This window comes from Streptomyces sp. NPDC002790 (assembly GCF_040295505.1).
Lineage (GTDB): Bacteria > Actinomycetota > Actinomycetes > Streptomycetales > Streptomycetaceae > Streptomyces.
In genome coordinates this window covers 1-13,140 of the sequence record NZ_JBEOVM010000147.1, presented here as the reverse complement: position 1 = coordinate 13,140, position 13,140 = coordinate 1, and the positions used below count along the sequence as shown (strand labels likewise).

Here is a 13,140-nt window from a genome sequence, read left to right as displayed (position 1 = left end):
GTCGTACGCTCCCCCCGGCGCTGCGCTGGTCCGCTCGGGCCCCGCGGGCCCCGGGGGGCCCGGCCTGACCCAAACGACAGACCCTAGGTATACGGAGAGTACGGGCTCAGGGATACGTATACCGTCGGCCCCCAGGATGCCAGCCCGTACCGACATTCCGGCACCGGCCGCCGTCCGGCACCGCCCGGGCCTGGGCAACACGACGCACCGGACCACCCACATGGGTGAGTTGAGGGGCCCGATGCTTACGTAAGTGGGCGCTGGGCCAGTGCGCTCACCCGGTCCCCGTACACGGTCGCGGCGACGAGCCCGGCGGCGTGCGCCACGAGGCCGGGCCGTCCGTTCCCCGCGACGATGGCGACGCCGACGGCGGCACCGAGCGCGTGCGCGCCCGCGTCGCCGAGCATCCCGCGCTCGGCGAGGTCGTCGGGCAGTACGGCAGCGGCGGCGCCCATCGGCGCGGCGGCGAGCGAGCCGCGCAACAGCCCCGGAACGCCGAGCGCCAGGGCGACTTGGGCCGCGCGCCCCGGTCGCACGTCGACGAGGTTGACGAAGTGCGCGGTGCCCGCGATGACGACGCCTGCGAGCGCTTTGTCGACGTAGCGCTCCTTGAGCAGTGCGCCGGCCACGAGCCCCGCCGCCGAGATCCCGAACAACTTCACGGCGCCGCTGGTGAGTTCGCCGTCCCGCAGCGCGCCGAGGTGATCCCGGAAGCCACGCCGCGGGTCACCGTGCCCCGCCACGTCGTCGTATCCGCCGCAGGCCCCGGCCACGAACGTGGCAAGCACCGCGGCACCCCTCACCTCCGGCTCGGCGACGAGCGCCCCCGCCGCCGCACCCACGGTGACGGCGGGCCCGGGACACAGGTCGACGGTGCGGCCGGCGTAGTTCTTGCGGTCCCACATACCGCCCGGCTTGGTGCGGCGCAGCGCCGTACGGACGGCGCCGGTGACACCGGCGGCGAGGGCGGCGGACCGCAAAGCACGATTGACGTCGATCATGCCCTCACCCTAGGCCGCCCCGCCTTGGGCAATCTGCCTTCCCCAAGCTCTCGAACAAGCTCGAGCAGGGGGAGGCCCCATCGGGCGGCAGGGTGGGCAAGGCGGCACCCCGGTGCAGCGCACCGTTCACGGCGGCCCAGGCCCCGGCGCGGTTGCGGCCTCGGGGCTCCGCCCCGGACCCCGCTGCTCAATCGCCGCAGGGGCTTGATTTGGCCGCCGCCAACAACTCCTCCGCATGGGCCCGCGCCGTCTCCGAGTCCTCCTGGCCCGCCAGCATCCGGGACAACTCCCGTACCCGGTCCTCGCCCTCGAGCACCGTCACACCGGAACTCGTCACGGAGCCGTCGTTGGTCTTCTCGACCAGGAGCTGACGGTCGGCGAACGCGGCGACCTGCGGCAGGTGCGTGACGACCACGACCTGCGCCGACCTGGCGAGCTTGGCCAGACGCCGGCCGATCTCGACGGCGGCCTTGCCGCCCACACCCGCATCTACCTCGTCGAAGAGATACGTAGGTACCGGATCGTTGCCCGCGAAGACGACCTCCACGGCGAGCATCACACGCGACAGCTCACCGCCGGACGCGCCCTTCGCGATGGGCCGGGCCGGCGCGCCGGGGTGCGGGGCGAGCAGCAGCTCCACCTCGTCGACACCGCTGGGGCCGCAGGCCACGTTCCTGCCGTCGACCTCGACACCGTCCGCCGCGTCCGTCTCCGCCTGCCGGATGTCGAAGGAGACCCGGGCGTGCGGCATCGCGAGCGAGGACAGCTCCTCGGTGACCGCGGCCGCGAAGCGGTCGGCCGCCTCCACGCGCGCGTGCGTCAATTCCTGCGCCAGTACGCCCAGTTCGCCGCGCAGCGAGTCGCGCTCCGCGGTCAGCTCGCCGATCCGCTCGTCGTCGCCGTCGAGTTCGAGAAGGCGCGCGGCGCTCGTCTCGGCCCAGGCCAGCACCGCCGTCACGTCCTCGCCGTACTTGCGGGTGAGCGCCGTGAGCGCGGCCCGCCGCTCCTCCACCGCGGACAGCCGCAGCGGGTCGGCGTCCAAGTCGTCGGCGTAACCGGCCAGTTCGGCGGCGACGTCCGTGAGCAGGATCTGCACCTCGCCGATCCGCTCCGCGAGCGTGCCGAGCGCCGAGTCGTGGGAGCGCACGGCCTCCAGGGCCCGGTGCGCGCCGCCGACCAGCGTCTGCGCGTCGACACCCTCCGGGTCCTCGGGGTTTCCGGCGAGCGCGGCGTGCGCGACGGCCGCCGCCGAGGCCAGCGCCTCCGCGTGGCCGAGCCGGGAGGCCTCCTCGGCCAGCTCCACGTCCTCGCCCGCCCTGGGCTCCACCGCGCCGATCTCGTCGAGCCCGAAGCGCAGCAGATCCGCCTCCTGCGCCCGCTCCCGCGCGCGCGTGGTGATCTCGTCCAGCTCGGCGCCGACGGCCCTCAGCCGCTTGTAGACGGTCCCGTACTTGGCGAGCGGCGCCGCGACGGCGTCCCCCGCGTACCGGTCGAGCGCCTGCCGCTGCCGGCCGAGCTTCAAAAGTCCCTGCTGGTCGGTCTGGCCGTGCACGGCGACCAGGTCGTCCGCCAGCTCGCTCAGCACACCCACCGGAACGGACCGCCCGCCCAGGTGCGCCCGGGAGCGCCCCTCGGCGGACACGGTGCGGCTGAGCAGCAGCACCCCGTCGTCGAGCTCGGCCCCGGCCTCCTCGGCCCGCCCGCGCGCGCCCGAGCCCGCGGGTACGGCGATGCGCCCCTCGACCACGGCGTTCTTCGCCCCGATCCGTACGAGCGCGGCGTCGGCGCGACCGCCGAGCAGCAAACCGAGACTGGTGACGACCATGGTCTTGCCCGCGCCCGTTTCACCGGTGACCGCCGTGAAGCCGGGCGAAAGCTCGACCACGGCGTCGTCGATGACTCCGAGCGACCGTATCCGCATCTCCTCCAACACGCCTCTGACCTTACGAGGTCGAAGGCCGTCCGTGCGACGGACCCCGGCCCCCTCCCCCGATTCAGCAGGTGGAAGGGGACTTCCGGCGACAAACCTTCACGCCGCCGTCACTCGAACGTGCCGCTCACTGCGGTGCGCCGCGCCACCCGGCGACCGGGAGCGCGAACTTGGCCACGAGCCGGTCGGTGAACACCGCGTGGTGCAGCCGCGCGAGCCGCACCGGCACCTCGCCCCGGCGCACCTCGATCCGCGCGCCCGGCGGCAGCTCCACGGTCCGCCGCCCGTCGCACCACAGCACGCCGTGCGGCGTGTGCTGCTGCACCTCGACGGCGAGCACCGAATCCGGCGAGGTGATGAGCGGCTTCGCGAACAGGGCGTGCGCGCTGATCGGCACCATGAGCAGCGCCTCGACCTCGGGCCACACCACGGGCCCGCCGGCCGAGAACGCGTACGCGGTGGACCCGGTCGGGGTGGCGCACACGATGCCGTCGCACCCGAACCCGGTTACCGGCCGACCGTCGATCTCAAGGACGACCTCGAGCATCCGCTCGGGCTCGATCTTCTGCACGGCCGCCTCATTGAGCGCCCAGTCCCGGTGCACGACGTCGCCGTTGCGGTGCACGGCGACGTCGATCGTCATGCGCTCCTCGACCGCGTACTCCTTGGTGACGACGCGGTCGACGACCTTGTCCAGGTCGTCGCGCTCCGCCTCCGCGAGGAAGCCGACACGGCCCAGGTTCACCCCGAGCATCGGCACCCCGGACGCCCGCGCGAACTCGGCGCCGCGCAGCAGCGTCCCGTCACCGCCGAGCACGATGAGCAGCTCGCAGCCGTCGAGGCAGGCGGGCGTCGCCTCGGACTCCTTCACCAGTTCCACGGTGTCGGGCAGCGGCAGGTCCTGCGCCTCCGTCTCCAGGACCCGCACCCCGAGGCCGCTGCGCAGGAGCCCCTGCACGACGAGTTCGGCGCTGCGGATCGCGGCGGGCCGGCCCGTGTGGGCGAGCAGGAACACCGTCCGATCCCGGGTCTGCGGCAACTGATTCGGCTTGGTCAACGGGGGCCCTCCGCCACTGCGCGATCCACGTCGGCCGGGTCGAGCTGATCCGCCCCGGCACGCAGCCACAGAAAGTACTCGACGTTCCCGGACGGTCCCGGCAGGGGGCTCGCGGTCACCCCGCGCGCGCCGTACCCGAGCTTCCATGCCTGCTCGGCGACCCTGCGCACCGCCTCGGCCCGCAGTTCGGGGCTGCGCACGACGCCCCCGCTGCCGAGCCGCTCCTTGCCCACCTCGAACTGCGGCTTGACCATCAGCACGAGATCCGCCTCCGGTGCCGCGCAGCGCGCGAGGGCGGGCAGCACAAGGCCGAGCGGGATGAAGGACAGGTCCCCGACCACGATGTCCACGGGTACGTCATCGACCGCCTCCAACGTCAATTCGCGTACGTTCGTACGGTCCTTGACGGTGACGCGTTCATCGCTCTGCAGCGACCACGCGAGTTGCCCGTAGCCGACATCGACGGCGACGACGTGCGCGACCCCGGCCCGCAGCAGCACATCGGTGAAGCCACCGGTGGACGCTCCCGCGTCCAGCGCCCTGCGCCCCTGGACCTCGAGGCCCTGCGGACCGAACGCCTCCAGCGCGCCCGCGAGCTTGTGCCCGCCGCGCGAGACGTAGTCGGGGTCGCCGTCGTCCGCCGCGACCACGATCGACACGCCCTCGTTGACCTGCGTCGCGGGTTTGGTTGCGACGATCTTGGAGACGCTGACCCGACCGGCCGCGATCAGCTGGCTCGCGTGCTCGCGCGAGCGCGCCAGTTTGCGGTTGACGAGTTCGGCGTCGAGGCGGCGACGTGCCACACCTGCCACGGTGGTTCAGCTCCTGTTGTCGTACGGAGACGGGGAAGTCGGGTGTGCGTCCAGCGCGGTCAGCGCGTTCCGCAGGCCCTGATGTACATCCTCGTACACCTCTGCGTGCCCGTCCGCGGCGAGGTGGTCCACATCGCCGAGCCGCTCCAGCTGCGCGTCCACCTCGGCGTTGCCCGTGGGGGTGCGCCCGATGCCGAGCGGGGCGGGGGCCGCGGGGTCGTACGAAGGCTCCGCGGCCGGCTCGGCTGCGGGTTCCGGCACGTCGGTGGGCTCGGTGGGCGTCTCGCTCATGCCCCGACGCTACCCCGAAGCGCCGGTGTACCGTCGATCACGATGGCGACGATGGAGCAGTGCCGGGCAGCGCTCGACAAACTCTCGGACAACATGGCGGGGGCCGGCGGGGACGTGCGCACGGCCGCGGCCCTGGACCGCTCGCTGAGCTGCCGCATCACCGACCTCGACGTGACGTTTTCCGGCCGACTCAAGGACGGCCGGATCGAGGTCCTCGACACCCGCCAGGGGCCGCCTGCCGAGAAGGCGCAGATCCGGCTCGCGCTGACCGGGGACGACCTGGTGGCGATGGTCGACGGCGAGCTGAACTTCGCAAAGGCGTGGGCGTCGGGACGCGTCAAGCTCGAGGCGTCCTTCCGCGACCTCCTGCGGCTCAGGACGCTGCTGTAGCGATCTCCTTGCGGCGCGCCTTGCGCGCGGCCGGCACCACCAGCGGGGTCCCCGTCTCCGGGTCGTCGATGACCTGGCACTTCATGCCGAAGAGCCGCTCGACGAGTTCGGCCGTGACGATGTCCTTGGGCGCACCCTCCGCGATCACCTCGCCCTCGCGCAGGGCGATGAGGTGGGTGGCGTAGCGGGCCGCGTGGTTGAGGTCGTGCAGGACGGCGACGAGCGTGCGCCCCTGCTCCTCGTGCAGCTCGGCGCAGAGGTCGAGAACGTCGATCTGGTGCTGGATGTCGAGGTACGTCGTCGGCTCGTCGAGCAGCAGCAGCGGCGTCTGCTGGGCGAGCGCCATCGCGATCCACACGCGCTGGCGCTGGCCGCCGGAGAGCTCGTCGACGTACCGCTCGGCGAGCTCGGCGACACCGGTGGAGCCCATCGACTCCTGGACGATCCGCTCGTCGTCGGACGACCACTGGCGCAGCAGACCCTGGTGCGGGTAGCGGCCGCGGGCCACGAGGTCGCCGACGGTGATGCCGTCGGGCGCCGTCGACGACTGCGGCAGCAGGCCGAGCGTCTTGGCGACCTTCTTGGCGGGCATCGACTGGATGACGCTGCCGTCGAGCAGGACGCGGCCGGCGCTCGGCTTGAGCATCCGCGACAGGGCGCGCAGCAGCGTGGACTTGCCGCAGGCGTTGGGGCCGACGATCACCGTGAACGAGTTGTCGGGGATCTCCACCGACAGCTTCTCGGCGATGACGCGCTGGTCGTATCCGAGGGTCACGTCGTCGGCTATCAGCCTGTTCACTGCGGTGCTCCTTTGGTTCGTACGAGAGTCATCGGGCCGGTGTCCGTCACGGGGGCTCATATGCGGCCCGCCTTGCGCTCGGTCACCAGCAGCCACAGCAGATAGATGCCGCCGACGACGCCTGTGACCACGCCGACGGGCAGCTGGTCGGCGCCGAACGCCCGCTGCGAGACCAGGTCGGCGACGATCAGCAGGGCCGCGCCCAGGATCGTCGACGCCGCCAGGTTCGGCCCCGGCGACTTGGTCAGCCGCCGGACGATCTGCGGCGCGGTCAGCGCGACGAAGGTGACCGGGCCCGCGGCCGCGGTGGCGGCGGCCGTCAGCACGACGGAGGCCGTGAGGAGCAGCAGCCGAGTGCGCTCGACGCGTACGCCGAGGCCGCCCGCCGCGTCGTCGCCCATCTCCAGCATCCGCAGCGGGCGCGCGGCCGCGGCGACGAGCGGGATCAGCACGACGAACATGATCAGCAGCGGCCAGACCTGCGCCCAGTCGCGGCCGTTGAGCGAGCCGGTCATCCACACGGTGGCGCGGGCGGCGTCCACGAAGTCGGCCTTCGTGAGCAGATACCCGTTGACCGCGGTCACAAAGGCGGAGACACCGATACCGACAAGGACGAGCCGGTAGCCGTGCACGCCCCGCTTCCAGGCGAGTACGTAGATGGCGACGCCGGTGACGAGACCGCCGACGAGCGCACCGAGGGCGACCTGCGTGGCGCTGCCCCCGAAGATCACGATCATCACGAGCGCGCCCGCGGTCGAGCCCTGCCCGAGGCCGAGCACATCGGGGCTGCCCAGCGGGTTGCGGGACACGGACTGGAAGAGCGCTCCGGACAGGCCGAGCGCGGCGCCGACGAGCAGACCGACGAGGACCCGCGGCAGGCGCAGGTCGTTGATGATGAATTCCTGCCCGGCGTCCCCGTTGCCCGCGAGGGTGCGCAGCACGTCGGAGACCGGGATCGGGAAGTCGCCGGTGCCGATGAGGAAGACGCTCGCGGCGAGCGCCGCCACGAGGAGGACGGCGACGACGAGGAGCGAGCGGACGTCGAGCCGGAAGGAGAGGCCGCCCGGGGTGCGTATCGCCTTGGCCCTGGACTTCTTGATACGGGTCTCGGTCGCGTTCACAGCTGGGCCATCCTTCGGCGACGTACGAGCACGATGAAGACCGGCGCGCCGATGACGGCCGTGACGATGCCGACCTGGAGCTCGGACGGACGGGCCACGAGCCGGCCGACGACGTCGGCGCCGAGCAGCAGCACGGGCGAGAGGACCGCCGCGTACGGCATGATCCAGCGCATGTCGGGCCCGGTGAACGAGCGGACCATGTGCGGCACCATCAGGCCGACGAAGGCGATCGGTCCGCAGGCCGCGGTGGCCGCGCCGCACAGCAGCGTCGCGGCGACCATGCTCAGGGCGCGGGTGCGGCCGAGGTGGGCGCCGAGCGCGCGGGCGGTGTCGTCGCCCATGGCCATGGCGTTGAGCGGGCGCGAGAGCAGCAGCGCGAGCACGGCGCCGACGGCGATGAACGGCCACACCTGCTCGATGGTGTGCATGGTGGACGTGGCCAGCGAGCCGACCTGCCAGAACCGCATCCGGTTGAGGGCCATGTCATCGGTGATCATCACCGCGTAGAGATAGCCGGAGAGCGCCGCGTTGATCGCGGTACCGGCGAGCGCGAGCCGCACGGGCGTCGCGTTGCGGGTGCCGCCGAGCGCGTAGACGAGGACGCCCACGGCCGCCGCGCCCGCGAAGGCGAACCATACGTAGCCGGTGAGCGAGGTCACCCCGAAGAAACTGATGGCGGAGACGACGGCGGCCGACGCGCCCATGTTGATGCCGAGGATGCCGGGGTCCGCGAGGGGGTTGCGGGTCAGCGCCTGCAGCACGGCGCCGGCGAGGCCGAGCGCGATCCCGGCCAGCAGGCCGAGCAGGGTGCGCGACACACGCTCACCGACGACCACGTCCGCGTAGTTCCCGGTGTCCTGGAACAGGCCGTGCCAGACCTGGTCGAGCGCGAGCGGTTTGGCGCCCACGGCGATGCTCGCCACAAGGACGGCCACCAGCACCAGGACAGACGCGAGCAGCCCGACGGTGCGTATCGCCGCACGACGGCCGGGGGGCGCGGGAGCGGTCACCGCGCTGGCTTCGGGAGGACTGTCGACCAACACGAAGTTAGGTTAGCCTACCCTGCAACTCCCCGACATCACGGTCCCACCCCGCCTTGGTAATCCGCTGCCACCCGGCCGCCTTGGGCAATCTGCCGCCAGGGGCGGCAGGGTGGGCAAGGCGGCACCCCGGTGCGGGGCAAGCACACGCCCAGCCCAACCCCGTCGCCTCCCCGAAGCGCAGGGCGCAGGGCGCGCTATAGCCCCAGCCGCGCCACCGCCTTCCCCGCATCCAGCTCGCACACACCATCCCCGGCCACACCCCACGCCGCCCCACACAGCGCCCGCAACCCGTCGATCGCCTCACCGTCCCCCTCGACACGCAACTCCCCGCCCCCGGCAACCGCCGTCCAGCCCCCGCACCGGAACCCCCCGTCCCCACCCTGAACTTCCTCGACCTCCGGCTGCCCGGTAAGCAGCCCCCGCAGATCCACATCCACATACGTGGGCCGATGCTGCGGCGGCGCGGCGAGCAACTGCGCGGCATCGGTGACACCGGTCAGCACGAGCAGCGAGTCCACGCCCCCGTTGAACGCCCCCTCGATATCCGTATCGAGCCGATCCCCCACCACCAGCGGAGCCTCCGCCCCGGTCCGCAGAATCGTCTCCTTGTGCATCGGGGGCAACGGCTTCCCCGCGACCTGCGGCTCGGCACCCGTCGCGATCCGGACGACCTCCACCGCCGCCCCGTTCCCCGGCGCGATCCCACGCGCACTCGGAATCGTCAGGTCAGTGTTGGAGGCGAACCAGGGCACACCGCGCGCGATGCCGTAACAGGCCTCCGCGAACCGCCCCCACGCCATGTCGGGCCCGCCGTACCCCTGCGCCACGGCGGCCGGGTCCTCGTCGGCGGAGTCCACCGGCACGAGCCCACGCTCCCGCAGGGCCACCCGCAGGCCCTCGCCGCCGATCACCAACACCCGCGCCCCTTCGGGCACTTGCTCGCTGATGAGCCGCGCGACGGCCTGCGCCGAAGTGATGACATCGGCGGCCCCTGTCGGGATCCCGAGCTCGGTCAGATGCTCGGCGACGGCGTCCGGCGTACGCAGCGCGTTGTTCGTGACGTACGCGAGCCCCATCCCGCCGTCGCGCGCCACGGCCAGCGAATCGACGGCATGCGCGATGGCAAGCCCACCCGCGTACACGACCCCGTCGAGATCGAGCAGCGCGGTGTCGTACGCCTCGTTCAACGCCCGCGCACTGTCACCGGGCCGCACCCGGGCCCCACCGTCGGCCGCCGCGCTCGCGCTGTGGACCTGGCTCATTCCGCATCTCTCCTCGCTCGATCCCACTCCCCCGATCATCCCCCACGGCACTGACACTCGTACGATGCGGGGATGAACACTGCAGGTCGCACGGCACAGTCGGGCAGCAACGGCCTGGACCTGATCCCGTTCAGGGGTGTCCGCTACGTCCCCGAGCAGGTGGGCAGCCTCGCCGCCGTGACCTCGCCCCCGTACGACGTAGTCGTACGGCCCGACGGTCTGCTGCACCTGGAGAACGCGGACCCGCACAACATCGTCCGCCTGATCCTGCCGCAGGCCGTGGAGCCCGGGGCCCGCAACGACCTGGCGGCCGCCACCCTGCACCGCTGGCTCGCCGAGGGCGTCCTCGCCCCCGACGCCGAACCCGCCTTCTACGTATACGAGCAGCGAAACGGCGACATGCTGCAACGCGGCATCATCGGCGCCCTCCACCTCTCCGAGGCCTCGGAAGGTGTGGTCCTGCCCCACGAGGACGTCATGCCTCATGTGGTCGAGGACCGGGCAGGGCTCATGCGCACGACGGCCGCGAACCTCGAACCGCTCCTGCTGACCTATCGGGGCAACGGAAACGCGACCGGCGCCACCGCCGTCATCGAGCGCACGGTCCAGCGCGCCCCCCTCCTCGCCACGACCACCGAGGACGGTTACAGCCACCGCCTCTGGGCCCTCACGGACCCCGCCGACCAGCGCCAGGTCCGAGGCGGCCTCGCCGCCCACCAGGCGCTGATCGCGGACGGCCACCACCGCTGGGCCACCTACCTGCGCCTGCGCACCGAACACACGTCGCCGGGCCGCACCCCCTGGGACTACGGCCTGGTCCTCCTGGTCGACACGGCCCGCTACCCCCTCCGGGTCCGCGCCATCCACCGCCTCCTCGGCCGCCTCCCCCTCGACCGGGCACTGGCGGCGGCCCGCCCCCACTTCCGCGTACGCGAGATCACGGGCCCGCTCCCGCACGCGATGGAGACCCTGGCGCAGGCGGCATCCCACGGCAACGCCTTCCTCCTCACCGGCACCGAGGACACGTACCACCTCCTGGACCGCCCCGACCCGGCGCTCCTGGACCGTACGATTCCGGCCGATCGCCCCGAGGCCTGGCGCACCCTCGACGCCACGGTGCTGCACTCCACGCTCCTCGGCGACGTCTGGGGCATCCCGGAGGACTCCCCCGCCGACGTCTCGTACATCCACGACACGCAGGCCACGGTCGACAAGGCGCGCCGCGACGGCGGCACGGCGGTCCTGATGCACCCGGTCCGCGAGGAGGTCGTCCGCGAACTGGCCCGCCAGGGCGTGACGATGCCCCGCAAGTCCACGTCGTTCGGCCCGAAGCCGGCCACGGGCCTGGTACTGCGCACACTGACGGACGACTGAGAAACAACCCGGTACAACGACGAACGGGCGGGCCCCCGAGGGAGCCCGCCCGTTCGTCATCGTCATGCCATCACGCTCTACCGCTCGTCGCGCTCCTCGCGCTCGTCAGCGGCACTGTCGCCCTCAGGCGCCGGGGCGCCGTCCTCGTCACTGTCGTCGAAGGCGTCCACGAACTCCACACCGTCCAGCTCGGCGAGCCGGTCGGACGCGTCCGTGCTGCCCTCCTTGTCGGACTCGACGGCCTTGGCGAACCACTCCCGCGCCTCGCCCTCGCGCCCGGCCTCCAGCAGTGCGTCGGCGTACGCGTAGCGCAGGCGCGCGGTCCACGGTTGCGTGGCGTTCGAGGCCAGCTCCGGGCTCTGCAGCGTCACGATGGCGGCGTCCAGCTGCCCCATGTCCCGCCGCGCGCCTGCGGCCACGAGCCGCATCTCGACCTGCCCGGCCTTGTCCAGCTTCGACACCTCGGGAGCACCGGCCATGTCCAGCGCCTTCTCGGGACGGCCGAGCCCACGCTCACAGTCGGCCATGAGCGGCCACAGCTCCGCGCTCCCGGTCATCCGCCGCGCGGCCCTGAACTCGGCGAGCGCCTCGCTGTACTTCTGGGTCCCGTACGCGGCGAACCCTGCGGCCTCCCGCACGGCAGCGACCCGCGACGCGAGACGCAGCGCGATCCTGGAGTACGCGTACGCCTGCTCCGGGTCCTCGTCGATCAGCCGGGCCACCATCACGAGGTTCATCGCGACGTCCTCGGCGAGCCCCCTCGGCAGGGACTGAAGCTCCTGCTGCACGCTCTTGTCGAGCTCGCCGCCGGAAACATCCTCCGGAATCGGCAACCGCTTGATCGGCTCACGGTCCCGCTCCCGGTCATCCCGGCCCCGGGGCCCACCGCGCCGGTCGTCCCGCCTGTCATCACGCCTGTCGTCCCGACGGTCATCCCGCCCACGGAACCCCCCGGGCCGCCCACCCCGGTCATCACGGCTCGGCGCACGCCCACGGTCGTCCCGCCGGTCATCGCGCCGGAAGCCACCACCACGGCTGTCGTCCCGCCGGAAGCCACCACCGCGGTTGTCATCACGCCGGTCATCCCGACGCGGCCCACGGTCACGGTCCCGATCCCCGTACGAACGGTCATCGCGCCGCTCATCCCGACGGAACCCGCCACCACGGTTGTCATCACGCCGACTGTCGTCACGCCGGAAGCCACCACCACGGTTGTCGTCGCGACGGCTGTCGTCACGACGCGGCCCACGATCCCGGTCGTCCCGACGGAACCCGCCACCACGGTTGTCGTCCCGCCGGTTGTCGTCACGACGGAACCCGCCACCACGGTTGTCGTCACGGCGGTTGTCATCGCGACGGAACCCGCCACCACGGTTGTCGTCGCGACGGCTGTCGTCACGACGCGGCCCACGATCCCGGTCGTCCCGACGGAACCCGCCACCGCGATTGTCGTCCCGCCGGTTGTCATCGCGACGGAAGCCACCACCACGGTTGTCGTCGCGACGCGGCCCACGATCCCGGTCCCGATCGTCCCGACGGAAGCCGCCGCCACGGTTGTCGTCACGCCGGTTGTCATCGCGACGGAAGCCGCCACCGCGGTTGTCATCACGCCGGCTGTCGTCACGACGCGGCCCACGGTCCCGATCACCGTGGGAACGGTCATCGCGCCGCTCATCACGGCGGAAAGGAGGACGCTCCCGGTCCCCGTCCCGACGGTCCCGACGCGGGGCACCGCTGTTGCCGCGGAACCCGCCCCGGTCCCCCCGATCACCACTGTCCCGTCGGCGCTGATCGCGCTCCGGTCGCTCATCGGGAGAGTTGGTGGCCATCGGTCGACTCCTGTCTTCGGTACCGCAGTCATTCTCGCGCAACCGGGGTGCCGGCGCGCTCCGAGAAAAGCTCTGGAAATACAAAAAGGACCCTTGGTCCCAGCATGTGTGCCGGGACCAAGGGTCCTCTCAAAAATAGTTCGGCGGCGTCCTACTCTCCCACAGGGTCCCCCCTGCAGTACCATCGGCGCTGTGAGGCTTAGCTTCCGGGTTCGGAATGTAACCGGGCGT

The 13,140-nt window shown here is 72.2% G+C and carries 13 protein-coding genes and 1 rRNA gene; 2 read left to right on the top strand and 12 right to left on the bottom strand.

Going from position 1 to position 13,140, the window contains the following annotated elements:
* Positions 1–245: 245 nt before the first annotated feature.
* The 5 genes from ABT004_RS33500 to ABT004_RS33480 form a co-directional block, all read right to left on the bottom strand.
* Positions 246–1,001 (bottom strand): hypothetical protein, encoded by a 756-nt coding sequence (locus ABT004_RS33500; protein WP_351344559.1) that lies wholly within the window; start codon positions 999–1,001, stop codon positions 246–248.
* A 187-nt stretch (positions 1,002–1,188) separates the two neighbouring features.
* On the bottom strand, positions 1,189–2,922 hold the full coding sequence (gene recN, locus ABT004_RS33495; protein WP_351344568.1) for a DNA repair protein RecN: 1,734 nt from the start codon (positions 2,920–2,922) through the stop codon (positions 1,189–1,191).
* A gap of 136 nt (positions 2,923–3,058) precedes the next feature.
* Complete coding sequence (locus ABT004_RS33490) at positions 3,059–3,970, bottom strand: NAD kinase (protein WP_351344565.1); 912 nt, start codon at positions 3,968–3,970, stop codon at positions 3,059–3,061.
* Between the two features lie 14 nt (positions 3,971–3,984).
* The gene (locus ABT004_RS33485) at positions 3,985–4,800 is read right to left on the bottom strand and encodes a TlyA family RNA methyltransferase (protein WP_351344557.1); all 816 of its coding nucleotides are present in this window, start codon (positions 4,798–4,800) and stop codon (positions 3,985–3,987) included.
* 6 nt (positions 4,801–4,806) lie between these two features.
* The gene (locus ABT004_RS33480) at positions 4,807–5,091 is read right to left on the bottom strand and encodes a hypothetical protein (RefSeq protein ID WP_351344555.1); all 285 of its coding nucleotides are present in this window, start codon (positions 5,089–5,091) and stop codon (positions 4,807–4,809) included.
* Positions 5,092–5,133: 42 nt separating this feature from the next.
* On the opposite strand from ABT004_RS33480, the gene ABT004_RS33475 reads away from it, so the two are divergent.
* Positions 5,134–5,481: an SCP2 sterol-binding domain-containing protein gene (locus tag ABT004_RS33475; RefSeq protein ID WP_351344552.1), complete on the top strand. Its 348-nt coding sequence runs from the start codon at positions 5,134–5,136 to the stop codon at positions 5,479–5,481.
* Here the strand turns inward: ABT004_RS33475 and ABT004_RS33470 are convergent.
* The 4 genes from ABT004_RS33470 to ABT004_RS33455 form a co-directional block, all read right to left on the bottom strand.
* Complete coding sequence (locus tag ABT004_RS33470; RefSeq protein ID WP_351344550.1) at positions 5,465–6,340, bottom strand: ABC transporter ATP-binding protein; 876 nt, start codon at positions 6,338–6,340, stop codon at positions 5,465–5,467. The genes ABT004_RS33475 and ABT004_RS33470 overlap by 17 nt on opposite strands.
* The gene (locus ABT004_RS33465; protein ID WP_451192687.1) at positions 6,337–7,401 is read right to left on the bottom strand and encodes a FecCD family ABC transporter permease; all 1,065 of its coding nucleotides are present in this window, start codon (positions 7,399–7,401) and stop codon (positions 6,337–6,339) included. Before ABT004_RS33465 ends, ABT004_RS33470 begins: the two co-directional genes overlap by 4 nt.
* Complete coding sequence (locus ABT004_RS33460; protein WP_351344547.1) at positions 7,398–8,444, bottom strand: FecCD family ABC transporter permease; 1,047 nt, start codon at positions 8,442–8,444, stop codon at positions 7,398–7,400. The genes ABT004_RS33465 and ABT004_RS33460 overlap by 4 nt, the downstream gene beginning before the upstream one ends.
* A 194-nt stretch (positions 8,445–8,638) precedes the next feature.
* On the bottom strand, positions 8,639–9,706 hold the full coding sequence (locus ABT004_RS33455; protein WP_351344544.1) for an HAD hydrolase-like protein: 1,068 nt from the start codon (positions 9,704–9,706) through the stop codon (positions 8,639–8,641).
* Positions 9,707–9,778: 72 nt separating this feature from the next.
* Here ABT004_RS33455 and ABT004_RS33450 point away from each other — a divergent pair, with 72 nt between their 5' ends.
* Positions 9,779–11,080, top strand: coding sequence for a DUF1015 family protein (locus tag ABT004_RS33450; protein WP_351344541.1), 1,302 nt, complete (start codon positions 9,779–9,781; stop codon positions 11,078–11,080).
* Between the two features lie 77 nt (positions 11,081–11,157).
* Here the strand turns inward: ABT004_RS33450 and ABT004_RS33445 are convergent, their stop codons facing one another.
* From ABT004_RS33445 to rrf, 3 genes are all read right to left on the bottom strand, one after another.
* Positions 11,158–11,868: a tetratricopeptide repeat protein gene (locus ABT004_RS33445; RefSeq protein ID WP_351344538.1), complete on the bottom strand. Its 711-nt coding sequence runs from the start codon at positions 11,866–11,868 to the stop codon at positions 11,158–11,160.
* The gene (locus ABT004_RS33440) at positions 11,814–12,716 is read right to left on the bottom strand and encodes a hypothetical protein (RefSeq protein ID WP_351344535.1); all 903 of its coding nucleotides are present in this window, start codon (positions 12,714–12,716) and stop codon (positions 11,814–11,816) included. Before ABT004_RS33440 ends, ABT004_RS33445 begins: the two co-directional genes overlap by 55 nt.
* Before the next feature lie 331 nt (positions 12,717–13,047).
* Positions 13,048–13,140, bottom strand: a 5S ribosomal RNA gene (gene rrf, locus ABT004_RS33435); the annotation flags it as partial.

Coding starts and splice junctions, on each gene's coding strand:
- ABT004_RS33500 (WP_351344559.1), bottom strand. CDS start 1,001: ATGATCGACGTCAATCGTGCTTTGCGGTCCGCCGCCCTCGCCGCCGGT.
- recN (WP_351344568.1), bottom strand. CDS start 2,922: ATGCGGATACGGTCGCTCGGAGTCATCGACGACGCCGTGGTCGAGCTT.
- ABT004_RS33480 (WP_351344555.1), bottom strand. CDS start 5,091: ATGAGCGAGACGCCCACCGAGCCCACCGACGTGCCGGAACCCGCAGCC.
- ABT004_RS33475 (WP_351344552.1), top strand. CDS start 5,134: ATGGCGACGATGGAGCAGTGCCGGGCAGCGCTCGACAAACTCTCGGAC.
- ABT004_RS33470 (WP_351344550.1), bottom strand. CDS start 6,340: ATGAGCCCCCGTGACGGACACCGGCCCGATGACTCTCGTACGAACCAA.
- ABT004_RS33455 (WP_351344544.1), bottom strand. CDS start 9,706: ATGAGCCAGGTCCACAGCGCGAGCGCGGCGGCCGACGGTGGGGCCCGG.
- ABT004_RS33450 (WP_351344541.1), top strand. CDS start 9,779: ATGAACACTGCAGGTCGCACGGCACAGTCGGGCAGCAACGGCCTGGAC.